General features: G+C 60.0%; 22 protein-coding genes, 1 tRNA gene and 1 riboswitch. Of the genes, 13 read left to right on the forward strand and 10 right to left on the reverse strand.

What is annotated here, in order from left to right; translation table 11 throughout:
* Nucleotides 1-90 precede the first annotated feature (90 nt).
* The gene (locus ACVWXZ_RS09840) at nucleotides 91-534 is read right to left on the reverse strand and encodes a DUF29 domain-containing protein (RefSeq protein ID WP_011433679.1); all 444 of its coding nucleotides are present in this window, start codon (nucleotides 532-534) and stop codon (nucleotides 91-93) included.
* Nucleotides 535-677: 143 nt separating this feature from the next.
* Nucleotides 678-749, reverse strand: a tRNA-Gly gene (locus tag ACVWXZ_RS09845).
* A gap of 233 nt (nucleotides 750-982) precedes the next feature.
* On the opposite strand from ACVWXZ_RS09845, the gene ssuE reads away from it, so the two are divergent.
* From ssuE to ACVWXZ_RS09875, 6 genes are all read left to right on the forward strand, one after another.
* Nucleotides 983-1,510 carry an NADPH-dependent FMN reductase gene (ssuE, locus tag ACVWXZ_RS09850; protein WP_457403623.1) on the forward strand — a complete coding sequence of 176 codons (528 nt, stop codon included), beginning with the start codon at nucleotides 983-985 and terminating at the stop codon, nucleotides 1,508-1,510.
* 232 nt (nucleotides 1,511-1,742) lie between these two features.
* Nucleotides 1,743-1,824, forward strand: a riboswitch (Glutamine riboswitch).
* A 79-nt stretch (nucleotides 1,825-1,903) separates the two neighbouring features.
* Nucleotides 1,904-2,077: a DUF4278 domain-containing protein gene (locus ACVWXZ_RS09855; protein WP_083757650.1), complete on the forward strand. Its 174-nt coding sequence runs from the start codon at nucleotides 1,904-1,906 to the stop codon at nucleotides 2,075-2,077.
* Nucleotides 2,078-2,366: 289 nt separating this feature from the next.
* Nucleotides 2,367-2,606: a preprotein translocase subunit SecG gene (gene secG, locus ACVWXZ_RS09860; protein ID WP_011433676.1), complete on the forward strand. Its 240-nt coding sequence runs from the start codon at nucleotides 2,367-2,369 to the stop codon at nucleotides 2,604-2,606.
* A 12-nt stretch (nucleotides 2,607-2,618) separates the two neighbouring features.
* The gene (locus tag ACVWXZ_RS09865) at nucleotides 2,619-3,272 is read left to right on the forward strand and encodes a YqiA/YcfP family alpha/beta fold hydrolase (RefSeq protein WP_414343667.1); all 654 of its coding nucleotides are present in this window, start codon (nucleotides 2,619-2,621) and stop codon (nucleotides 3,270-3,272) included.
* Nucleotides 3,273-3,338: 66 nt separating this feature from the next.
* Nucleotides 3,339-4,073 (forward strand): HAD family hydrolase, encoded by a 735-nt coding sequence (locus ACVWXZ_RS09870; protein ID WP_414343669.1) that lies wholly within the window; start codon nucleotides 3,339-3,341, stop codon nucleotides 4,071-4,073.
* 37 nt (nucleotides 4,074-4,110) lie between these two features.
* Entirely contained in the window at nucleotides 4,111-5,754 is a 1,644-nt protein-coding gene (locus ACVWXZ_RS09875; protein WP_457403621.1) for a gamma-glutamyltransferase family protein, read from the forward strand.
* Nucleotides 5,755-5,759: 5 nt separating this feature from the next.
* Here ACVWXZ_RS09875 and fabG read toward each other — a convergent pair whose 3' ends face one another.
* Entirely contained in the window at nucleotides 5,760-6,521 is a 762-nt protein-coding gene (gene fabG, locus ACVWXZ_RS09880; RefSeq protein ID WP_457403619.1) for a 3-oxoacyl-[acyl-carrier-protein] reductase, read from the reverse strand.
* Nucleotides 6,522-7,065: 544 nt separating this feature from the next.
* On the opposite strand from fabG, the gene ACVWXZ_RS09885 reads away from it, so the two are divergent.
* A complete protein-coding gene (locus tag ACVWXZ_RS09885) occupies nucleotides 7,066-7,560 on the forward strand; it encodes a DUF3531 family protein (protein ID WP_457384829.1) in 495 nt (164 codons plus the stop codon).
* A gap of 12 nt (nucleotides 7,561-7,572) precedes the next feature.
* Here ACVWXZ_RS09885 and ACVWXZ_RS09890 read toward each other — a convergent pair whose 3' ends face one another.
* Nucleotides 7,573-9,345 carry a sulfatase gene (locus tag ACVWXZ_RS09890; protein ID WP_457482460.1) on the reverse strand — a complete coding sequence of 591 codons (1,773 nt, stop codon included), beginning with the start codon at nucleotides 9,343-9,345 and terminating at the stop codon, nucleotides 7,573-7,575.
* A gap of 83 nt (nucleotides 9,346-9,428) precedes the next feature.
* Nucleotides 9,429-10,403 carry an LPS export ABC transporter periplasmic protein LptC gene (lptC, locus tag ACVWXZ_RS09895; RefSeq protein ID WP_457482461.1) on the reverse strand — a complete coding sequence of 325 codons (975 nt, stop codon included), beginning with the start codon at nucleotides 10,401-10,403 and terminating at the stop codon, nucleotides 9,429-9,431.
* A gap of 155 nt (nucleotides 10,404-10,558) precedes the next feature.
* On the opposite strand from lptC, the gene ACVWXZ_RS09900 reads away from it, so the two are divergent.
* Genes ACVWXZ_RS09900 through ppk1 form a run of 3 tightly spaced genes read left to right on the forward strand, consistent with a single transcriptional unit; the run spans nucleotide 10,559 to nucleotide 14,620 of the window.
* On the forward strand, nucleotides 10,559-11,428 hold the full coding sequence (locus tag ACVWXZ_RS09900; RefSeq protein WP_457439573.1) for a branched-chain amino acid ABC transporter permease: 870 nt from the start codon (nucleotides 10,559-10,561) through the stop codon (nucleotides 11,426-11,428).
* On the forward strand, nucleotides 11,428-12,387 hold the full coding sequence (locus tag ACVWXZ_RS09905; protein WP_457387603.1) for a branched-chain amino acid ABC transporter permease: 960 nt from the start codon (nucleotides 11,428-11,430) through the stop codon (nucleotides 12,385-12,387). Before ACVWXZ_RS09900 ends, ACVWXZ_RS09905 begins: the two co-directional genes overlap by 1 nt.
* Before the next feature lie 58 nt (nucleotides 12,388-12,445).
* Nucleotides 12,446-14,620, forward strand: coding sequence for a polyphosphate kinase 1 (gene ppk1, locus ACVWXZ_RS09910; RefSeq protein WP_457439571.1), 2,175 nt, complete (start codon nucleotides 12,446-12,448; stop codon nucleotides 14,618-14,620).
* 311 nt (nucleotides 14,621-14,931) lie between these two features.
* On the opposite strand, the gene ACVWXZ_RS09915 is transcribed toward ppk1, so the two are convergent.
* Complete coding sequence (locus ACVWXZ_RS09915; protein WP_414418374.1) at nucleotides 14,932-15,486, reverse strand: DoxX family protein; 555 nt, start codon at nucleotides 15,484-15,486, stop codon at nucleotides 14,932-14,934.
* Nucleotides 15,487-15,776: 290 nt separating this feature from the next.
* On the opposite strand from ACVWXZ_RS09915, the gene ACVWXZ_RS09920 reads away from it, so the two are divergent.
* From ACVWXZ_RS09920 to ACVWXZ_RS09930, 3 genes are all read left to right on the forward strand, one after another.
* Nucleotides 15,777-16,895 carry an ABC transporter ATP-binding protein gene (locus ACVWXZ_RS09920; protein WP_457482462.1) on the forward strand — a complete coding sequence of 373 codons (1,119 nt, stop codon included), beginning with the start codon at nucleotides 15,777-15,779 and terminating at the stop codon, nucleotides 16,893-16,895.
* 155 nt (nucleotides 16,896-17,050) lie between these two features.
* On the forward strand, nucleotides 17,051-18,094 hold the full coding sequence (locus ACVWXZ_RS09925; protein ID WP_457482467.1) for a GntR family transcriptional regulator: 1,044 nt from the start codon (nucleotides 17,051-17,053) through the stop codon (nucleotides 18,092-18,094).
* 114 nt (nucleotides 18,095-18,208) lie between these two features.
* Complete coding sequence (locus ACVWXZ_RS09930) at nucleotides 18,209-18,691, forward strand: hypothetical protein (protein ID WP_457482463.1); 483 nt, start codon at nucleotides 18,209-18,211, stop codon at nucleotides 18,689-18,691.
* On the opposite strand, the gene ribB is transcribed toward ACVWXZ_RS09930, so the two are convergent.
* The 4 genes from ribB to ACVWXZ_RS09950 form a co-directional block, all read right to left on the reverse strand.
* Nucleotides 18,680-19,933: a 3,4-dihydroxy-2-butanone-4-phosphate synthase gene (gene ribB, locus ACVWXZ_RS09935; protein ID WP_457387606.1), complete on the reverse strand. Its 1,254-nt coding sequence runs from the start codon at nucleotides 19,931-19,933 to the stop codon at nucleotides 18,680-18,682. The two genes, ACVWXZ_RS09930 and ribB, sit on opposite strands and share 12 nt — an antisense overlap.
* 110 nt (nucleotides 19,934-20,043) lie before the next feature.
* Complete coding sequence (gene moeB, locus ACVWXZ_RS09940) at nucleotides 20,044-21,213, reverse strand: molybdopterin-synthase adenylyltransferase MoeB (protein ID WP_011433659.1); 1,170 nt, start codon at nucleotides 21,211-21,213, stop codon at nucleotides 20,044-20,046.
* A gap of 2 nt (nucleotides 21,214-21,215) precedes the next feature.
* Nucleotides 21,216-21,497 carry a MoaD/ThiS family protein gene (locus tag ACVWXZ_RS09945; RefSeq protein ID WP_011433658.1) on the reverse strand — a complete coding sequence of 94 codons (282 nt, stop codon included), beginning with the start codon at nucleotides 21,495-21,497 and terminating at the stop codon, nucleotides 21,216-21,218.
* Between the two features lie 246 nt (nucleotides 21,498-21,743).
* Nucleotides 21,744-22,232 (reverse strand): M67 family metallopeptidase, encoded by a 489-nt coding sequence (locus tag ACVWXZ_RS09950; protein WP_011433657.1) that lies wholly within the window; start codon nucleotides 22,230-22,232, stop codon nucleotides 21,744-21,746.
* Nucleotides 22,233-22,275: the final 43 nt, after the last annotated feature.

Below are 22,275 nucleotides of genomic sequence, written 5' to 3' on the forward strand. Positions count from 1 at the left end.
GCCTGAAATTCCGAAACTTAGCTGTCCTCTGGGGCCGCTAGGGATTGGGATAAAGCCCGCACCCTGCGCGTAGCGCGGGTGTCGGGTAGTTTACTGGGGATCTTCCTTGCCAGGATAAAAGTCGGGATCCATCACCTGCTCAAATGTGTAGGGACACTGGGCAGGCAGATCTGCTTCAGACAATGGTGTTTCTCTCACCACCAACAGGATCCCGTCCTGGTGAGCCTCTTGCAGGGCTGCCGAAAGATCGGGCTTGAGGCTGGGACTGTCTCTGAGCAATCGCTGGATCTGGCGGCGTTGTTCGGTAATCGTTGCCCGCCAACTTTTGCCTCGCAGGTGGGGTTGCAATTGCCACTTCAGCAAATGCCCTACCAGGATCCCCAGCCGGTGCAGCAATTCCCGGCGTTCTTGCCTGCCCAAAGCCTCGATTTCCTCCACCAAGTTGGCGATATCCAGTTGATCCCACTGCCCCGATTTCAGCAGTGCGGCTTGCTTTTGCGTCCAGGCATAGAAGTCGTACTCGTAAAGTTGCATGCTTCATTGCCTAACTGGGCACTGGCCAAGGAGATCTTACTGACCCCGAACTACCCCTTTTTACCTTGAGCTCATTGATTTCCCGGACTAGGCCAAGCCCGGGAATGCTTGCGGAAAGCGGGTTTTGCCGGTTGGTTGGGGAAAGCGGGCGATGAGACTCGAACTCACGACATCCAGCTTGGGAAGCTAGCGTTCTACCACTGAACTACGCCCGCGTAAATCAATCTCAAGTTTAGCAAGCTGAAACCCTTGCTGAATCTAACCTATCACGTTCCCGACCCCTTGAGTAGGTGGGGAGTCGGGGGGCATATTTTGCCCGCAATTTGACCAGCAGGGAATGACGTCGAGAGACAAAGCTATCGTGCATGCTGGGGCAGGGCGAGAGTGGGTTAATCATCTTTCACATGGGATCCCTGGTACAACTGAGGCAGTATTCTGTCTGCGGCCTATGTCCAGCATCCTCCTGCTCTCCGGTAGTCCCAGCACTCCTTCTCGCTCAGAAGCCGTTTTACATCACGCTGCCGGGATCCTGTCCGATCTGGGATTGACCACTCAGTTTGTTTCGGTGCGGGATTTGCCCCCAGAGGATCTGGCACTGGCCAAGTTCGATAGCCCTCAACTCAAGGCAATTCAGCAAAAGGTGGCCCAAGCTACCGGGATCGTCATCTTTGCTCCCGTTTACAAAGCCTCCTATCCAGGTGTGTTGAAGGCACTGCTGGATTTGCTGGATCAAGACGCCTTTACCGGTAAAGTGATTCTCCCCATTGCCACCGGGGGAACCCTGGCCCATCTGCTGTCCATCGACTTTGCGATGAAACCTGTGCTGGCGGTGATGGGGGCAACCCACATCCTGAGAGGGGTTTATATCCTGAGTTCTCAAATTCAGTTCGACGCTGCCGGAACACTACAGCTAGAGGCCGACATCGAGGAACGTCTGCGAGCAGGGCTGCAGGCACTTGCGCAGGCGGTGAAATAGAAGAAATCAGAATTTTGCGGAGACTGGCCGAATATGGGATTGGTGCCCTGGGCCCGGAACCGGTTGCGGCAATCTATTCCGAAAAGTGCATAGGTGATTGCCCAGTCAGGCCCGAGAAGCCGCGGAAGAGCCGACGGCAAGGGATCCCTTTTGCGGGTATGGCCGGATTAAATTTCTATAAATCCCCCAAAAAACCTGCAAAACCGTAAGTTATGATACAGACATAGGATAAATCGTTCACCTCTGCAGTTGGCTCACCAGTGGCCTGGAGCTGTGCAGAGACGGAAGTAGGGGTCTTCCCGAAGGAACGCGCCTCAACTGAATCGCGCCACTCTTTCCGTGGCGTAGGGCCCAACGACAACAAACTCAACCCTTCGTTGATGGAGGCGATATATGAAACTCTCTTTCCGTGGCAACACCTTTGACTACGTTCCCGCGCATACTCAGCTCAGCGATGAGGAGTTGCAGGCTCAGTATCGCGGTCAAACCTTCTGTGTGCACCACACCAGCAAGAAAGCGATGCCTCACCCTCATCAGCCCCTGACCTACCGGGGCGTAAGCTACTGAGGTGAATACTGTTTGCCCTTGTAGGTGAGGTGGGGATCCACTGGAGATCTCCATAAGGGCTGGATAAAGACCGGGCGGCCCCGTTTGGGGTCGTTTTTTGAGGCAAAGCAACACCCCCAGAAGGAGCAGCACCCGTTCCACCTGAGAAGCAAGTAGATGGGTCTGGGCCTGCCGAGTTGAGTTTGAACGAGTTGAGTTTGAAATGGGAGCGATGCCGAGACAGGGTGCGCTAAGATGCGGTTCCAAGCGATAATGGCCTTAGCAACTTGCCCTACAGGGATCCGCTGCGATGGAAGCGTTTTTCGAGTTTCTCTGGTCGGCTTCGGCCATCTTGCTGGTGATCTTGGTGCTGCTGCACAGCCCTAAGGGGGATGGGTTGGCGGGCATTGGCGGGCAGGCCCAGCTGTTCTCCAGCTCCAAGAGTGCTGAGCAAAACCTCAACCGCATCACCTGGACGGTAGCGACCCTTTTCCTCTCCATCAGCGTGGTGTTGGGGGCGGGCTGGCTCTCGGCAGCCACAGGGCCATAGGGATCCCTTTCCGTGTTGGCGATTTACCTGCATGGATTCGGCTCTGGGCCGCAGTCGGCCAAGGCAACTTTCTTTCGGCAGCGGCTGCAGCAGGTGGGGATCCCTGTTCAGGTGCCTGATCTGAACCAGGACAATTTTGCCCAGCTCACCCTGACCCGCCAGATCCAGCAGGTTTCCAGCCAGCTTGCCGAGATGAACTACCCCCCTGTCACCCTCATCGGCTCTAGCTTGGGGGGCCTGGTGGCTGCTTGGGTTGCCGAACGACAACCTTGCGTGCAGCGCTTGGTGCTTTTGGCGCCGGCTTTTGGCTTTTTAGGCCATTGGCTGCCGCGGCTGGGGGCAGAGGCGGTGGAGACTTGGCAGCGAACCGGACAGCTCATGGTGTTTCACTACGGAGAAGGCCGCCCTCTCCCTTTGGAGTACGGCTTTGTCGCCGATGCCCAGCGCTACCCGGATGGGGGGTTACGACGGCCTGTGCCCACCCTAATTGTGCACGGGATCCAAGACGACACCATCCCCATTCAAGCCAGTCGAGACTATGTGGCCCGTCGCCCCTGGGCCCAACTGGTGGCGGTGGAGAGCGACCACGCCCTGACCGATGTGTTGGATCCCATTTGGCAGATCACCAGCCGCTTCTGCGGGTGGGGGATGGAGACGGGGCAGTAGGGTTGTTAAGAGGATCCCTGTCCCGTGGTTGCCCATTCGCGAAAGCGTCGCGTAGCGATAATGTCTATGCAATCCAAAGTGCTGTGCCTACAACAGGGGAAGGCTGACGTGACTGCCGGCTTGCTCTTCGATATGGACGGGGTGATTGTGGATTCGGAACCAATCCATGCCCGCGCCGGGGCCATTGCCCTGCAACGCTGCCACCTATCCCTGGATTTGGCCCCCATCTCCCTGCAGTTCAAGGGGCGCACCGACCGCGACATGTTCGAGTACCTTGTCCAACACCAGACGGACACCCCACCTGCAGAACGGCCCCTGCTGGTGCAGCGCTTGATCGAGGAAAAGGCCAAGGCTTTTGGCGAGCTGCTGGCAGAGGTACCCCTGGTGCCGGGGGTGCTGGAGTTTTTGGCGGCCAGCCGCCAGCGCTTTTCTGCCCTGGCCGTCACCACTTCGGCCATCCGCCGGGATCAAGCGCAGATTTTCCAGCGCTTCGACCTGCACCGCTGGTTTGACGCGGTGATTACCGCCGAAGACATTCAGCGGGCCAAGCCCGACCCAGAGCCTTACCTGAAAACGGCTGCCGCTGTGGGGTTGGATCCGGCGTTGTGTTGGGTGATTGAAGATTCTACCCATGGGATCCGCGCCGCTAAGGGGGCTGGCTGTTTTGCGGTGGGCCTCACGACGGCTTTCACCGCCGAGGAACTGCGCCACGCCGGGGCAGATGTGGTGGTGGACAGCTTTGCGGAGTTGGCCGCACTCCTGTTCGCGAGAGCGTCGCGTAGCGATAACCTGCCTGTGTAGGGAGCCCAGCCCATTCGCGAGAGCGTCGCGTAGCGATATGCCAGCACCCACTTTTTTGCGGCAGGCCCTGGATCGCTATCCGTTTGCTTCGCGGCGACGGGTGGTGATGGGCAGACAGGGATCCGTGGCCACCAGCCAACCTTTGGCGGCAATGGCGGGCATGGAGATGTTCTGGGCGGGCGGCAATGCTGTGGATGCAGCCGTGGCAATGGCGGTGGCTTTGACGGTGGTGGAGCCAACCTCCAATGGCATTGGCGGCGATGCCTTTGCTCTGGTGTGGGAGGGGGGGGAGGAGGGTCAGCTGTACGGGTTGAATGCTTCCGGTCGCAGCCCAGCCGCCCTGACGCCGGAGCGGTACCGGGACTATGGGCGGATCCCCCCCTACGATTGGTTAGCGGTGACGGTGCCGGGGGCAGTTTCCGCTTGGCAGACCTTGCACCGGCGCTGGGGAAAGCTGCCGTTCGAGCGTCTGTTTGTGCCTGCCCTTCGTCTGGCGCAAGAGGGATTTCCGGTCTCTCCCCGGGTGGCCCAACTGTGGCAGGCGGCGGAGTCCATCTATTTGCCCCTGCCAGATCCCCGCCACGAGGCCTTCAAGGCCGTTTTCTTTCCCCAAGGGCGTGCCCCACGGGCTGGAGAGCGCTGGAGCAGCCCCCTGCATGCTCAAACCCTAGAAGAGATTGCCCGTAGCGGTGGGGAGAGTTTTTACCGGGGGGAGCTGGCGGAGAAGTTGCTGGCTTTCTCGGAGGCCACGGGCGGCTTCCTGTCCCCCGCTGACTTGGCCCAGCACCGGGCCGATTGGGTGGAACCCATCCATACAGATTACCGCGGCTACACCGTCTGGGAGATCCCCCCCAACGGGCAGGGCATTGCCGCTTTGATGGCGCTCAACCTTTTGGAGGGTTTTGAGCTGGGTCGGATCTCCTACGATGCCGGCGAGCGCTATCACCTGCAGATTGAAGCAATGAAGCTGGCCTTTGCCGATGTGAGCCGACAGGTGGCGGATCCGGAGTATGTGCGGGTCAGTCCTGCCCAGATGCTGGATAAGGCTTATGCACAGCGGCGGCGGCAGTTGATCGGGAGGGAGGCGATCCCCCTGGCCCAGCCAGGGCTGCCGGAGGGGGGAACGGTTTACCTGGCTGCAGCTGATGGTGAGTTGATGGTGTCTTTGATTCAGTCGAATTTCGATGGCTTCGGCAGTGGTCTGCTGGTTCCGGGCACGGGCATTGCTCTCCACAACCGCGGCACGGGTTTCACCCTGGAGCCCGGCCATCCCAACCAGGTGGGCCCCCGCAAGCGCCCCTACCACACGATCATCCCCGCTTTTCTATCCAGAGAAGGGATCCCCCTCGGCCCTTTTGGTGTCATGGGGGGGGCAATGCAGCCCCAAGGCCATGTGCAGGTGGTGGTGAATTTGGTGGATTACGGCCTGAACCCCCAGGCGGCTCTGGATGCGCCCCGCTGGCGAGTGCTGTGGGATCAGGGGATCCCGCAGGTGGCGCTGGAGAGCACGGTGCCGCCCCAGGTGGTGCGCGAACTCTCCGCCCGCGGCCATGCAGTGCAGGTGGTGGAGGCAGAAGAGGATTACGGCCTTTTTGGCCGGGGACAGATCCTCTTGCGGGATGGGGATCACTTCATTGCAGCTTCCGAACCTCGTGCCGATGGCCTAGCCCTGGCGTGGTAGAAGGCTCAACTCATCACCATGCCGCCATCGATGGCGAAAACCTGTCCTGTGATGTAGGCCGCCGCCGGATCTGCCGCCAAAAAACGCACCAGCCCTGCCACTTCTGCCGGGGATCCCAGTCGCCCCAGGGGGATCTGCGCCAAAATCGGGCCAGGATCCAGTTTTTCGGTCATTTGGGTGGTGATGAACCCCGGTGCCACGGCGTTGACGGTGATGTTGCGGCTGGCCAGCTCGCGAGCTGCTGTCTTGGTGAGGCCCACCACCCCTGCTTTGGCGGCGCTGTAGTTGGCCTGGCCGGCATTGCCCACCAAGCCCACCACCGAGGTGATGTTGATGATGCGCCCCTGGCGCTGCTTCACCATGATCTTGGCAGCTGTCTTCAGGCAGAGAAAGACCCCCGTCAGGTTGAGATCCAGCACCGCCTGCCAATCTTCTGGCTTCATGCGCAGCAGCAGGGTGTCGCGGGCCATGCCGGCATTGTTCACCAGCACATCCACCCGACCCCACCGCTCCATCACCTGGGCAAACAGGCTCTCCACCGCCTCTGGGCAAGACACATCGGCGGCCACAGGGATCCCTTCTCCCCCCAGGGCCGCGATCTCCTCCACCAGGGACTCGGCTTCGGCAGCGGAGCGGGCGTAGTTGATCGCCACTTTTGCTCCAATGGCCCCCAGGTGCAGGGCAATCGCCCGGCCAATGCCCCGGCTGGCTCCGGTGACCACAGCCACCCGGTCTTGGAGGGAAGGCAAAGGGAGAAGCTCAGACATAAGCGGCAGGTTCCTCGTGATTCGGACAGCCGCAACAGTATAGGATGCTTTAGAGCCCTCTGGTTGCCACTGGCTTCCCTGCGATCGCTTGCGCTGCGTCCCTCATAACCGCCGTTCGCGCTACTTGGATGGAGTCCTTCGGCATAGGCAGGAGGGATCCCACGGCTCTGTGCAGTCACCCTGCCCGCAAGATGTGTTGACGGACGGATTCCCAGACCAACGGGCGAGCAGAGCCGGACTATGATCAAAGGCTAGGCCGCAGCAGAGCATGCCTCTAACCCCCAAAACCCTGAACTTTGCTGAATTTACTGAGCTTTAGGCGGTTTGGCAAAAGTCATTGAGAGGGATATAGTAGACCAAGTTTCCCCCTGATCCTTGAGTCCACCGCAACGGTTGCCGGGAAGTGAAGGGGGAAAGCGCTCGGGGGGTATTCCTCAGGGCTTTGCGGGATACCGCCTTCCTGCTCAGAGATAGGCAGGATGCGATCGCTTCTTTCCTGAACTATGTTCAGGAGAGTTCAGCGTGAATGCATCAGGAACTGTCCATGCAAGTGGAGTTTCGCGAGTGCGATCCGGGAAATCTGTGGATCTGGTTTGAGTTTGCCGAGCCGCCGGTCGAAGCTGAGCTGGAGTACCTCAACGAGGTGCTGGAGTCATGGTACGTGCTGGGCAAACTGGGGGGATTTAACGCCGAGCGCCTGGTGGCCCAAGAGGCAGAGGCGGATCTGAGCTATCTGGAGTATCCCAACGAATCGGATCCCTTGCCTTCCCTGATGCACAACATGGGATCCCTGGAAGAGAAGGACAACTGGGCCCGCTGCTGGTTTGATCTGGGCACCGCCGATGCGATGGCGCTGGATGTGTTGATCAACGCCCTGCGCACCCTCAGCCTGGAATACATCGGCCTCAGCCGCGTGATTATCGGCGGGCAAAATGAGGATTGGCCAACGGCGGATCCGGAGGAGATGGATGACATGGATGACTACGATCTAAACGGCTATGTGCGGGATCACAGGGAGGAGGAAGGAGGGCTGGAATAGCGGGATCCCTGCCTACTCCAAGTAGCCCAGCTCTTGCATCTGCCGCACCAAGTCGGCATCGCTTTCCACATTCACCTTGCGAGGAGCCGTGCTAGGCCGCCGGGACTCTGCCCAGCTCACCCACGTTCTCAGCCCCTGCTGCAGGCGAGCCAGCCAAGCCTGGGGGGAAAGGGATCCCCAGCCGGCTTCCCCCGCCGACCCGTCGTGACAGCGTTGCGGGTCCACATCAGGCAGAGAGGACACGGGATCCCCGTCGCCGACCCAGAGCAGATCCCGCAGCTCCGCCGGATCCTGCTCCAAGTTGTAGAGGCTGGGACGATCCCCCGTTTGGATGAGCTTGGTCATCCCCTCATAGAGGGCACGGCGGATGTCGTAACAGGCACGCGCCCGCAGCAGGCTGTCGTTACGGCTTTCCATAGCCCGAATGAGGAGGTGGGGCGGGAAGGCTTCGCTGAGCACTGTTCCCTGCTCGGGATCTTCCCCTGCCAAGGTGCGGGCCAAGCTGAGGCGGGCGACCTCGCGGCGGAGCTTGAGGCTGACACAGGGGGCACCGTTGGGGGAAAGGTTGGGGCTAAAGCCGGCAGCTTCCAGGAGGGTATGGAAGAGGCGGCGGGTGGAAACGGGGGTGGCAATGCGTTTTCCTGCCGGGAAGTGGCCGGGATAGCGCAGGATGAGGGGCACGCGGATCAGCTCTTCGTAGACCACAAAGGCGTGGCCGACGAAGTCGTGTTCCCCCAGCCCTTCACCGTGATCGGCGACGATGGCCACCAGCGTGTTCTGCTCCAGGCCGGTGTGGCGCAGGGTGTCGAAGACGGATCCCAGTAGGTGATCTTGGTAGGCCACCTCTGCATCGTAGATATCCCGCAGCACCTGAGCTTGCAGCGGGGAGAGGGGTTCCGGCAGGGGCGCCATCCAGCGGTAGGGCTGGGCGTTGTATTGGCGCAAAAAGTCGCGGGCCTCGCGGTTGCTTTTGAAATAGGGGGCGTATTTCTGCACAAAGGGCTCCGGCGGCCAGTAGGGCAGATGGGGCTCCATCAGGTTGACAAAGCAAAAGAAGGGCCGTGCTCCGGGATCCGACCGGCGGCGGGCCATCTGCTGCAGGTAGCGGTTGAGGTCGGCAATCGAGGCGGCGGTGTTGCCCTTGAAGTTCACCAAGCGGGTCCAGAGGGAGGCAAACCAGGGGTGCAGCGCCAGTTGGAAGAGGGTGTCGGAGCGGGCAAAGGCATTTTGCACCGGGTAGGAGAGCCGCCGCCAAAATTGGGTGTAGGCGGCCAGCCAGCGGTTTAGGGGGGCAGGCAAGGGGTTGCCCTCGGGGGGGCGGGTGGGCAGAGCGCCGCCGTAGTTGTAAAAGGTTTCAAAGCCGCGCCGCAAGCCGTTTTTCAGGATCCCTACCAGGGGGTTGTTGCAAAAGCCCACGGTGGTATAGCCACTCAGCTGCAACAGCTCTGCCAGGGTGGGCAGGGCGGGGCTCAGCTCCAGATCTGCTTGGACAGTCTGGTGGGTGCTGGGGTATTCCCCCGTAAACAGGGAAGCGTGGGAGGGAATGGTCCATTGGGCGGGGGCAATGGCCCGCTCGAAGAGGGTGGATTCGGCGGCCAGCCGATCCAGGTTGGGGCTGGTGGGCACTTGGCGGGCACGCTCCGCTTCCGACCAGTAGCAGGAGAGACGATCTGCCCGCTGGGTATCCAGCACGATCAGCAGGATGTTGGGGCGTTCTGCAGCAGCGCCAGCCCTTGCAGGGGAATGTCCTGTTTGCGCCACTCGGACGGAGTCCTCAAAGCTCACCACAACTCACCCGATACTTTTCCTTAAAGGTATCCCTATCCTGCCATGCTCTCGGCCAGCTTTCTGCTTCCCCCACCGCCTCCTCAGGGCAAAGTGAGCTGGGTTTGGCTGTTGCCCTGGATCCGAGCAGTGTTGGCCTGCCAATCCAGGATCCCTTGGTTGCCTCTGACAGTCAAAGCCTGGCCGGGCTGGCGGTAGCGCACGTTGCCCTGGGCCTGCAGCTGGGTGGAGCCGATGCGCCAGCGGATCTCCTGGGCCTGCAGCTCTTGACCGGTTTGCTCGGCTTTGGCTTGCCCGTTGCCCAATATGCGCAACTTGGTTAGAGGCAGGGGAGCCCGCAACTGCTCGCCCCTGAGGCGCAAAGCTTGTAAGGGAGCGTAAACCTCTACAGACCCTACTGCCTGCACTTCCCCGACGCCAAATTGCCACAGAAAACGGCTGGCAGCCAGCTCCAGATCCGGATCCCGGTACTCTGCCCGCACCGGCTGAGTGGGATCCCAGTTCTCCAACTGCATCTGGGCTTGGCCAAAATCAACGAGCAGCCGATCCCCCCACAGGGATCCCTGGCCCTCCAACAGCTCCACTTTCACCTGGCCCTCGGCTTGGAGGCGGCGCTGTTCCGGCAGCCATTCCACCCGTTGGGCCTGCAGACGCAGATTATCCCGCTCTGATTCCACCTCGACTTGACCCGTCAATTCCAGCCGTCGTTCGCCGGGGTACGCGGATCCTCGCTCGGCGCGGGTGCGGATGGCGCGGTTGTCTTCGTCGAAGAATTCCCCCTGAACCGCCTGCAAATGGGCGGATCCCAACTGCACAGGAGCGGCACCATTTTCTGGGGGGGACTCATATTCGGCCAGGCGAGCCTGTAAGCGCCAGAGAATGGCACCATCCGGTCTGGCCTGGGTGAGGGTGATGTCTTCGTAGATTAACTGGGGAGTGGGAATGGGATCCGCAGGTGTGGGATCCCTGTCTGGGGATGGCTCCAGCGCTCCGCAGGCAAGGCTCAACAGGGCCAAAGCTGCCAGGGAGCTGAGGATGGACAAAGACCTGGACTGCATGGATCTTCTTCCTTGTGGGCGCTCTCCCCTACCCTAGCTTTCTTAGGACTCCGTCCCGCTGGCGCGATCAGCCGTATCCTTCCGCTGCGCTGAGCCGGATCCCGCTCTCGGCAAACCCGTGGCATTATCAGGGCAAAGTGTTTTTGGGGGCAAGCGTGACCCAACTGTTGCAACTTTTCATCTACGGCCTTGTCTTGGGCAGCATCTACGCCCTGGGAGCAATTGGGGTGTCGCTGACCTTTGGCATTTTGCGCTTTGCCAACTTTGCCCATGGGGATCTGATGACGCTGGGGGCCTACTTCGGCCTGACGTTGGTCGGGCTGGGTTGGCCGATTGGGGTGAGCCTGATCCCGGCAGCCTTGGCCACGGTACTTTGTGCAGTTGGGATCGACCAACTCATTTATCGCCGCCTGCGCCGGGAGGCACCAGTGATCTTGCTCATTTCTTCTTTTGGCACCGCCCTGATTCTGCGCAGCCTGGTGCAGATCATCTGGGGGCCCAACAATCAGGTGTACCGCAGCGGGATCCAGTTGCCGTGGCGGCTTGGAGAGCTGCGCATCAAGCCCGATTGGGCAGTGATCCTGGTGGGAACAGCCCTGTTGGTGGTGGCCCTGCATCTTTTCTTACAACGCACGCGGGTGGGCAAAGCGATGCGGGCCATGGCCGACAATTTTGAGCTGGCCAAGATTACCGGCATTGATACAGAGCGGATCGTCCTCTGGACTTGGGCCATCGGCGCAGCTTTGGCCTGTGCAGCAGGTGTGTTCCTGGGTATGGATACCCGGCTGCACCCCACCATGGGCTGGCGGCTATTGTTGCCCATTTTTGCAGCGGCCATTCTCGGCGGCATCGGTCGCCCTTACGGGGCCATTGCCGGAGGAGTGGTGATCGGCCTGGCGGAAGAATTCTCGACCTTGGTGATCAACCCGGCCTATAAAACCGGGGTGGCCTTCGCCATATTGGTATTGCTGCTGATCTTCCGACCCACAGGATTACTGGGATCCCCGGGTGGGGGGGATGTCTGATGTTGAGCTACGGCATTTTCTTTTTGATTTTGGTGGGGATCTACGGCGTGCTGGTGCTGGGCCTCAATATCCAGTGGGGCTACGCCGGCATGTTCAACATCGGGGTGGGGGCTTTTTTTGCCGTGGGAGCCTATGCCAGCGCCATTGTCACCACACCCCCAAGCGCCGAGCATTTGGGCGGCTTCAATCTGCCCTTTTGGGTGGGTTTTGCCATAGCTGTGGCTGTCGCCGGGGCGATTGCCTTTTTGATCGGGTTGATTACCCTGAAGCTGCGTTCCGACTACTTGGCCATCGCCACCATCGGCATTGCTGAGATCATCAGCCAAATCCTGAGAAATGAGGGCTGGCTGACCAATGGCGTACGGGGAATTACCCGCATTCCACGACCCTTTCGCGGCTGGATCCCAGGTCAGGATACCCTTCTCTACTTGGGCTTGGTGCTGTTGATCTTGGCGGTGGTCTATTGGGCTGCGGAGCGGGCCTATCGCTCCCCCTGGGGGCGGGTGCTGCGGGCCATTCGCGAGGATGAACCGGCAACCCTGGCTGCCGGCAAAGATGTGCTCCAGTTTCGCCTGCAAGCGTTTGTGCTGGGATCCATGCTCATGGGGTTGGCGGGGGCCCTCTACGCCCATTTTGTCAATTTCATCAGCCCAGAAGCCTTTCAACCGGAGTTTGCCACCTTCATCGTTTGGGTGATGTTGATCGCAGGGGGCAGTGGCAACAATCGCGGCGCCTTGCTGGGAGCGCTGGTGATTTGGGGGGTGTGGTCGGGCAGCGAGTGGCTCACCAACCGTTTGCCGCCCCAGTGGGCCACCCGGGCTGGCCCTTTGCGCATTTTGTTGATCGGGATCCTGCTCCAGGTCATTCTTCTGACGCGCTCTCAAGGATTGTTGCCTGAACGTCCGCCCAAGCCCGTCTTGGGCACTTCTCCTTCGCCTAAGCAGAACCCCGCAGGATAGGATTGGGTCGGCTCCAGCTGTTGTTGACGTGTTTGAGATAACCCAGCCCTCTGTCGTCATGACTCCGCGTCCCAAGGAAACTGACCCTTCCTGGCCACCCTGCAACCCCGACACGACGGGCTGCCCCCCTGATGCCGGACAACCAGGGATCCGGACTACACCCATCCAAGAGGGCTATGCTCTGCCGGAGCAGTATTTCAACCGGGAGCTGAGCTGGATTGAATTCAATGCCCGGGTTTTGCACGAGGCCCTGGATGAGCGCACACCTCTGCTGGAGCGGCTGAAGTTTCTGGCCATCTTTGAGAGCAACCTGGACGAATTTTTCATGGTGCGGGTGGCGGTGATCCGTCGTCAGTTGGAAACGGGCGTGTTGGTGCTAACCCCGGATGGCCTTACACCGCAGCAGCAGTTGCAGCAGATCTCGAGCCACCTGCGCCCCCTGATTCGCAAATTGCACACTTGCTTCCGGCAGGAACTGGTGCCCAAGCTGGCGGAACAGGGCATTCACATCCGCGATTTTTCCGAGCTGGCCGAGTCGGAACGGCAGGAGCTGCGGGACTACTTTGAGAGGCGTTTGTTTCCAGTGCTCACCCCCTTGGCAGTGGATCCAGGCCATCCTTTTCCCTACATCTCCAACCTCAGCCTCAGCTTGGCGGTGGTGGTGCGGGATCCAGAGACTGGCAAGGAGCATTTTGCTCGCGTGAAGGTGCCCAATACCTTGCCCCGCTTTGTGCCGCTGCGGGATGGGGTGAGCTTTGTGCCGCTGGATCAGGTGATTGCCCACCATCTGGAAGCGCTGTTTGTCGGCATGCAGGTGCTGGAGTACTACCCCTTCCGCATCACCCGGGATGCCGATCTGGAAATCCAAGAGGACGAGGCCGACGATCTGCTGGCTGCCATTCAAGAAGAGCTGCGCAAGCGCCGCTTCGGCTCAGTGGTGCGCATGGAGATTGCCAGCCAAACTCCGGCAGCCATCCGACAACGGCTCAGCGAAGAGATGCGCCTCAACAGTGACTCGGTGTACGAAGTGGATGGCCTCTTGAGTATGGGGGGGGTGATGGCGTTTCTCAGCCTGAATCGGCCCGATTTGAAGGATCCCCCTTGGGGGCCGGTCACCCCGCCCCGCCTGCGCACTGCCTCGGTCAGCGATGAGCCGGTGGATATCTTTGCCGTCATCCGGGAAGGGGATCTGTTGGTGCATCACCCCTACGATTCCTTCGCCGCCAGCGTGGAGCGGTTTCTGGAGGAGGCCGCCAACGATCCGCAGGTGCTCACCATTAAGCAAACCCTCTACCGCACCTCCGGCGACTCGACGGTGGTGAAATCCCTCATTCAGGCCGCCGAAAACGGCAAGCAGGTGGCCGCTCTGGTGGAGCTCAAAGCCCGTTTCGACGAAGAAAACAACATCCTCTGGGCCAAAAAGCTGGAGAAAGCCGGGGTCCACGTGGCCTACGGCCTGCCGGGGCTGAAAATCCACTGCAAACTGGCTTTGGTGGTGCGGGAAGAGGAGGGATCCCTGCGCCGCTACGTCCACATCGGTACCGGCAACTACAACCCCAAAACCGCCCGCATTTACACTGACCTGGGCCTGTTCACCTGCAACGAGACCCTCTGCAACGACGTTACAGAGTTGTTTAACCTGCTGACGGGCTACTCGCGGCAACGGCAATTCCGCAAGCTCTTGGTGGCCCCCAGAACCCTACGCCAAGGCATGGAAGCCCTGATCCGCCGCGAGATGCGCCATGCCCAAGCGGGGGGCCAGGGGCGTATCATCGTCAAGATCAACTCTCTCACCGACCCGGAAATGATCCGGCTGCTCTACGAGGCCAGCCAAGCCGGGGTGGAGATCGACCTCATTGTGCGCGGCATGTGCTGCCTCAAGCCCGGGATCCCCGGCCTAAGCGAACGCATCCGCGTGATCAGCATCATCGGGCGCTTCCTGGAGCACTCCCGCATCTTCTACTTCTACAATGGCGGCCAGGAAGAATACTTCATTGGCAGCGCCGACTACATGACCCGCAACCTGGATCGACGGGTTGAGGTGGTTACCCCTGTGGAGGATCCCGCGTTGCAGCGGGAGCTCAAGGCGATCTTGGACATCTGCCTGACGGACAACCGGCAAGCCTGGGAGTTGCGCCCTGATGGCACCTACGTGCAGCGGCAACCCAAGCCAGGAGAGCCTGTGCGCTCCACCCACCAACGCCTGATGGAGCGGGCCGCCAGCCGCATTTAGCAGGATGACTCTCACTGGTGACATACTCCCATCACTGACCCTACAGGTACAGCGTGGGCTTCGCGCTTCATCGGGGAGCTACTGCAAGAACCCTCCACGCGCAGACACGGGATGTCCCACCGCGTAGCTGTACCAGATTCCGGCAACGCCGTTTTGTACAGCCATGTTGATTATGGCACAGGATATATACGCCTTTCATCCCGACCCTCCTGCTGTTGCAGAGAGTGCGGGGCTTCCCGGCGGTTTAGCTAACCTCTCTCTCAGAGGGAGAGAGGAGCAGCCTCGCCGCTATCGGGAATGGCCACCAAAGCTCAGGATCCGGTGGTCTTGGCGGCCTCGGCCTCTTCCTCGCCCAGCGCAATTACCCGTTCCGTGGCCTGCAACGAAGACTGCAAGCTCTCCAACTTTTCCCGGCTGGAGCGGTTCAGCCACGACTCGATTGCGTTCACCAAGAGCTGATCCACAGAGAACCAGCCCCCCCCATTCACCGCAAAGGCCAGGAAGATCGCTGCGTAGATGGCGGATAGCTCCAAGTAGGGAACGCTGAAGCCGGCCACCTTAATGTGATGGAACATGGCCACTGCCATCGTGGCGAACAAACCCAACGCTGCCCCGCGGGTCAACAAGCCCAGCGCCACCATGGGGGCTGCAATCAGCTCGGTATAGGCGGCTACATAAGCAAAAAAGATCGGGAAGGGCAACCCGATCACTTCTACATAAGCCGTCGCAAACCCTTCGATATCTGCCAGTTTGTCAAGGCCGTTGTGAATCATGAATAGCCCTGCCACCACCCGCAAAACGGTCCACGCCACCTGAGACCAGCGCGGAGTTACGCTGTCGTGACGCAAAGCTGAGGCGAGTAGCACGGGAAACTGCTGAGAGGGTGCCATAGGATAAAACCTGCGATGCAAAGATGAGCAAAGATTCTAACTTATTGTAACGATTCTAAATTTCTGTAACAAGGGTGGGACTCAGATCCCCAGTGGTCAAGGGATCCCATGCAAAAACAAGGCCTCCGGCCCGCTTTCGCGACCGGTCGGGTGGGTTTCCGGCGAGCTTTCACCGCAGGCGATTGCGCCACACTATCTCTGCTCTTGGCCTGGGACTTTTCCGGCCTTGCTGAGACCTGTCAACCTCTGTAAATGGATCCCTCATAATGGGTTCATTTGCTGCCTGTGTCGATATGATTGCCGAATCTGTCCTCGCCTCTGATGTCAGCTCCGCCAAAGCTCAAGCCGGGAGAGAGGAGGGATCCCCGCCTGCCATTCGTTTGCGGAGGGTCAGCCGCAACTTTTCCGGGATCCAAGCGGTGGACGGGGTGGATTTGGAGGTGCAGCAGGGGGAGTTTTTTACGTTGTTGGGGCCGTCGGGTTCGGGCAAAACCACCTGTTTGCGGATGATCGCGGGCTTTGAGCGTCCGGATGAGGGTCAGATCGAATTGAACGGCCAGAATGTTTTGGGTCTGCCGCCCTACCGACGGCCTGTGAACACGGTGTTTCAGGACTATGCTCTCTTCCCCCACATGACGGTGGCGGAGAACGTTGGCTACAGCTTGATGATCCGCGGCATACCGCCGAAGGAGCGCCAAAAGCGAGTGCAAGAGGCGCTGGAGCTGGTACAACTGCCCGATCTGGGATCCCGTAAACCCAGCCAACTTTCAGGGGGGCAACGGCAACGGGTGGCCTTGGCGCGGGCTTTGGTTGGCCGACCGCAGGTGCTCTTGCTGGATGAACCTTTGGGGGCGCTGGATTTGAAGTTGCGCCAACAGATGCAGTTTGAACTCAAGGCCCTACAACACCGCCTTGGTCTCACCTTTTTGTACGTCACCCACGACCAAGAAGAGGCCCTGACCATGAGCGATCGTATTGCCGTGTTCAATCGCGGGCGCATCGAACAGGTGGGATCCCCGGCAGAGCTCTACGAGCGACCTGCCACCCGGTTTGTAGCCGGTTTTATCGGCCAAACCAACTTGATCGAGGGATCCCTGGCGGAACGATGCGTGGGAGAAGCGGCCCTGTTTGCTTTGCGCCCGGAGCACATTCGGATTGACTTATCTGAAGAAGGGATCCCCGATGGCCACTGCCGCTTGCGGGGACGGATTTGCGACACTGCTTATCTAGGGGCTTTCATTCGCTATCAGGTATGGGTGTCGGGCTGTGAGGTGAAACTTTTGGCTGTGCAACCCAACCCCGGCCTGAATTTGCAGCAGTTGCCGGAAGGGACGGAGGTGACTTTAAGTTGGGATCCCAGCCGGATGCACCGCATCCCCGAATAGGGCTCTCAATCCCGATCTCCTCTGGAGCTTGTCTATCCGGCGTCGGCGCTATCTTGCAGGCAGTTGACACTCCCGCCGACTGAAGTCGAGGGATTCTTACGTAGCCCAGAAACGGGCTCGCAACGGCGTTGTCAAAGGGAGAAAAACGGGCCATGATGCGCATTTCCATCCAGCCGGGGAGCGGGATCCCTGGCTCCGTACAGCTTTTTAATTTGCTCTGCTTTGCCATCGCCTGCGGGCAATTTCCTCCCGGCTACCGCCTGCCCAGCACCCGTCAATTGGCTATGCAAACGGGCCTGCACCGCAATACCATCCACAAGGTTTACCGCCAATTGGAGGCTATGGGCCTGGTGGAAACCCGCGCTGGATCTGGCATTTACGTGAGCCGCTCCGCCCGCCAGGTGGTTAACTACTCTCGCGGCCTGGGGGAAAACCTGGATCGATCCCGACAGGTCCTGGAGCAGGTGCGCCAGGGCATCGACCAGCTGCTGCAGCAGGGGTTTTCTTTGGAGCAGGTGCGGGATCTGCTGCTAGCGGAGATCGATTGGCGATTGCGCTGCAGTGCCCAAGTGCTGGTGTGTGTGCCCAACCGGGATTTGGGTACAGGACAACTGATGGCCCAGCAAATCCAGCAGACTTTGGGCATCCGGGTCCAGTTGGTGCCCCTGGAGGAGCTGGCCACCGTTCTGGATCAGATCCATTCCGGCACTGTGGTGACGCTGCACTATTTTCTCAGCGCCGTCGAGGCCATTGCCCAACCCCGGGGGGCCCGTGTTCTGACAGTGGAGGTGTCCGACTACGCCCGCGAAATTGCCCTGATCCGCCAATTGCCTTCCTACGCCTGTCTGGGGCTGGTGAGCATCAGCACTGCCCTGCTGGAGGTTGCCGAGGCGATCGTCCACAGTTTGCGGGGAGACCTGCTGGTGCTGACGGCAGTGATCTCGGATACGGAACGGGTGGGATCCCTAATCCGCCGCGCCCATACGCTGATTTGCGATGAGGCCAGCTACCCCACCCTGCGGGTCTTGGTGCGCCAAGCCCGAGCCGATCTAATCCGCACACCCAACCTAGTCTGCGCCACCCCCCACATCGGAGAAGCAGCCATGGCCGAGCTGCGACGGGAACTGGGTGGGATCCCTGGAGCCGGAGGGGATAGAGAGGCGGGCGGCAGCGGTTTGCAGAGTAAAGAAACGCATTAAGCCTTGTTGCAGGTGAGCCATTTTGCGGATGACAGGCTGCCCAAGATCGTGCTTAAGTGAAAATACGGTAAAAGCTCTCTCATTTTGATTCATCGCTGATCAGTCTTTACACGCATGGTGATCCTCGACTACGCCTCCGCCAATCACGACTATGTGGCGGTTACACGGGAAGGTTTCTGGGAGGCCATCCGCTTCCAAGACCATTTTTACGTCTTCAACCGGGGCTTTTCTCAGCTGCAAGAGGCCATCGCCAGTTGCCGCTACGACATGGATCACGGATCCCTGATCAGCCTGGTGGTGGTGCGCCCTCAGGGCTATGAAGTGTGGTCGCAGGTGGGATCCGACATTCCCGTCTTGCCGAAGCAACTGTTGAGCCCGACAGCCAGGGACTCCCTCCTACCGGCGCGCCAGTGCTCCGCACCCCTGTCACCAGCGCGGAAGCGTCGCATAGCAATGACGGCTCCATCGGGGCCCGAACGTCCTTTCTGGTCTTTCTGGGGCTGGGGATCCAAGGCTTATGTGGTGGATGGCGAGCCGGCTGCACCCCAGTCTTTGTTCCACCATAGCCCTCGGCCCTACAACGCGCTACAGGCTTGAGCCGGAATCGGTTGCGCCAGCGTCGTGCAGCAACAGTTTCAGGGAACAGGACGGCTCCACATGCAAATTGAGATCCGGCTCTTCCACCAGCAGGGGCACGCGCTCGGCCACTTCCAGGCCAAATCCTTTCAAGCCGCTGATGTGGCGAGAGGTGTTGCTGATCAGGCGCATTTTGCGCACCCCTACATCCCGTAGGATCTGGGCGCCGATGCCGTAATCGCGCAAGTCCATCGCCACCGGTGGCGCGGTTTCAGAAAGTCCCAGATCTTGCCGGGCGTAGGACTTGATTTGCTCGATGAGACTCAGCTCCTGCTCTTGCCGGCGCAGGTACACCAGTACCCCCTTGCCTTGGTGGCCGATCATCTTCAGGGCCGCTGTCAATTGGCGGCGACAATCGCAGCGCAGGGATCCCAGCGCATCCCCTAGGGGACACTCCACATGGACGCGCACCAGGACGGGCTCAGCGGCAAATTGGGTCGGATCCCCTTTCACCAGGGCCAGGTGCTCGACTTGGTTGAGGCTATCGCGGTAGCCGTAAACCCGAAACTGGCCAAACTCCGTTGGCAGGGTGGCGGCAGCCTCTCGGTGAACCAGTTGTTCGGTGCGCAAGCGGTACTCGATGAGGTGGGCGATGGTGATGATCTTCAAATCGTGCTGACGGGCATATTCGATCAACTGGGGCAGGCGGGCCATGGAGCCATCCGGGTTTTGGATCTCGCAAATCACCCCTGCCGGATACAGCCCGGCCAACATCGCCAGATCCACCGCTGCTTCCGTATGGCCAGCCCGTTTGAGTACTCCGCCCTCCCGTGCCCGCAGCGGAAAGACATGCCCAGGCCGGCGCAGATCTTCCGGTCGCGTGTGCGGGTGAATGGCCGCCTGAATGGTGCGAGAGCGATCGGCAGCGGAAATGCCGGTGGAAACTCCAGCCTCTGGCCCAGCATCAATGCTGACGGTGAAGGCAGTTTGGTTGCTGTCGGTGTTCTGCCCCACCATCAGCGGGATCTTCAGCTCATCGAGGCGGGATCCCTGCATGGCCAGGCAGATAAGGCCCCGCCCGTAGGTGGCCATGAAGTTGATAGCTTGGGGCGTGGCAAACTGGGCAGCACAGACCAGATCCCCTTCGTTTTCTCGGTTTTCGTCATCGACCACGATGACCATGCGACCACACTTGAGGTCTTCGAGGGCTTCGGGGATGGAGTGGAAGATCGTTTCTGTCTCGGCCTGCGGGATGGCGCTCATGGAAAAGGGGACGCAAAAAGGGAAAACCTGGCACAGCCGGCTCTGGGCACCGGATCTGCCGGATCTATGCTAGAGCAAACCGGGCAACAGCTAGGGATCCCAAGACAGGGTCAGTACTTGGGAATCGAGGGATCGTAAGCCTCTGCCCAGGCGAGGATCCCCCCGCGCAGGTTTTTTCCTTGGATCCCAGCAGCTTGTAGGATCTTCAGGGCTTTGGCCGAGCGTGCCCCACTCTTGCAGTGGACGATCAGCTCTGAGCCGTTAAGGAGGCGACGCACCTGCTCCACCCCGTCGCCGTTTTCAATTTGGGGCAGGGGGATCAGGTGAGCACCAGGGATCCGGCCTATCTCCCACTCATTTGGGTTGCGCACATCGACCAACACAAAGTCTTGGTGAGCATCCATCCGCGCTTTCAGCTCGGCCACAGTGATCTCGGGGATCTCTGTCTGGCCAGCTTGTTCTGTGGCTTGGGCTGGCGGGATCCCGCAGAACTGCTCATAGTCGATAAGCTGGGTGATGGGAGGAGTGGCGGGGTTCTTGCGCAGCTTCAGCTCCCGGAAGCTCATGTTCAGGGCATCGTAAAGCAGCAGCCGCCCACTTAGGGTTGTGCCCACGCCCAGCAGGATCTTCACGGTTTCGGTAGCTTGAATAACACCGATGATGCCGGGGAGGATCCCCAACACTCCCCCTTCGGCGCAGGAGGGCACCAGTCCTGGTGGGGGCGGCTCGGGGTAGAGATCCCGGTAGTTGGGCCCATCTTCGTAGTTGAAGACCGTCGCTTGTCCCTCGAAGCGGAAGATCGAGCCGTAGACATTGGGCTTGCCCGTCAACACACAGGCATCGTTCACCAGGTAACGGGTGGGGAAGTTATCGGTGCCATCCACAATCACGTCATAGTTGGCAAACAGCTCCAGTGCGTTGTGGGCCTTCAGGGCGGTGTTGTAAACATCCACTTGACAGTGGGGGTTGATCTCCAGGATGCGGTTCTTGGCCGATTCCACCTTCGGCTTGCCCACCCAGGAGGTGCCGTGGATCACCTGCCGCTGCAGGTTGGACACATCCACCACATCAAAATCGACAATGCCGATCCGCCCCACGCCGGCTGCCGCCAAGTACAGCAACAGGGGCGAGCCAAGGCCGCCTGTGCCGATGCACAGCACTTTGCCCGCTTTCAGCCGCTTCTGTCCTTCTAGGCCCACCTCGGGCAGGATCAAATGTCGAGAAAACCGCTCCATCTCTTCGCGGGAGAGGCTAACTTGGCTGGTATCCAGGTTCAACATGCTCACAACCCTCCAGCAATAGCGGGAACGATGCTGATGACGGCTTGTTCTCCCACGGGGGTGTTGTTGCCTTGGGGCAACGTGCGCACATCCTCGTCGTTGAGGTAGACATTGACAAAATTGCGCAGCTTCCCATCCTCGGTGTAGAGGTGGCGCTTCAGCTCGCCATAGCGGGCGATGAGGTTGCCCATCACTTCGCCAACATTGCTGCCCTCGATCTCGACAGCTTCCAGGTTGTCGGTGTAGGGGCGCAGGGGAGAGGGGATCAGAACTTTGGTTGCCATGGGAGTTCGGGGAGAGATCTTGGATATCTACTGGAGACTTTTGAGGATCCAGAGGATCTGGGCTGACCTATCCGTTTGTCGATCTTGTTGGGGCTGTCTACTGACTTTGAGGATTCAGCTATGTTACAGACAAGGTTCAGCACTAGACTACCGCTTTTTCCGGTGGCGCCCATCCCAGCTTTCAAGGATCCCAACTGAACTTAGCCGTGAACTTCAGCCTCAAACAGCGGCAAAGCCCAAACGACTCTAGCTTGCCAAAGCCGGGAGCGGGGGGATGCGAATGTCTTCCAGCATCTGCATCGGCTCCCGTTGGGGCTGCTCCTGCTCATCCAAAACCCAGCTCACCACCTCTTCTGCCTTGCCCTCGCGCACACTGACGATCACACAGGAAAAGCCCCAAGGAAAAGCATGCTGCCGATCAAACTCGGAGGGAATGGCCGCATGGTTGGGATGGGAATGATAGGTGCCCAGGATCCCCAGCCCTTTGCGCACCGCGTGGTCGTTGGCCCGCTTGAAATCCGCCGGATCGATCAAAAAGCGGCGGCGGCTGGATTCCCCGTCTGCCAGAGGGTTTTCCGCTTGATCCCAGGTGTTGGTCACCGACCAAAGCTCGTGGATGATCTTGTCGGATCCCCGGATTTCCCCAATTAAAATGCCGCAGCTCTCGTGGGGAAAGGCTTGTTCGCCGTGCTGGCGGATGCTGTGAAGGTGGTCTGCCGAGAGGTAGAGGGCCATGAATCTCGCCTTTGCCGATGGAGTTACCGTTCTTTTATTCTGG

This window comes from Thermostichus sp. MS-CIW-38, from assembly GCF_054058415.1.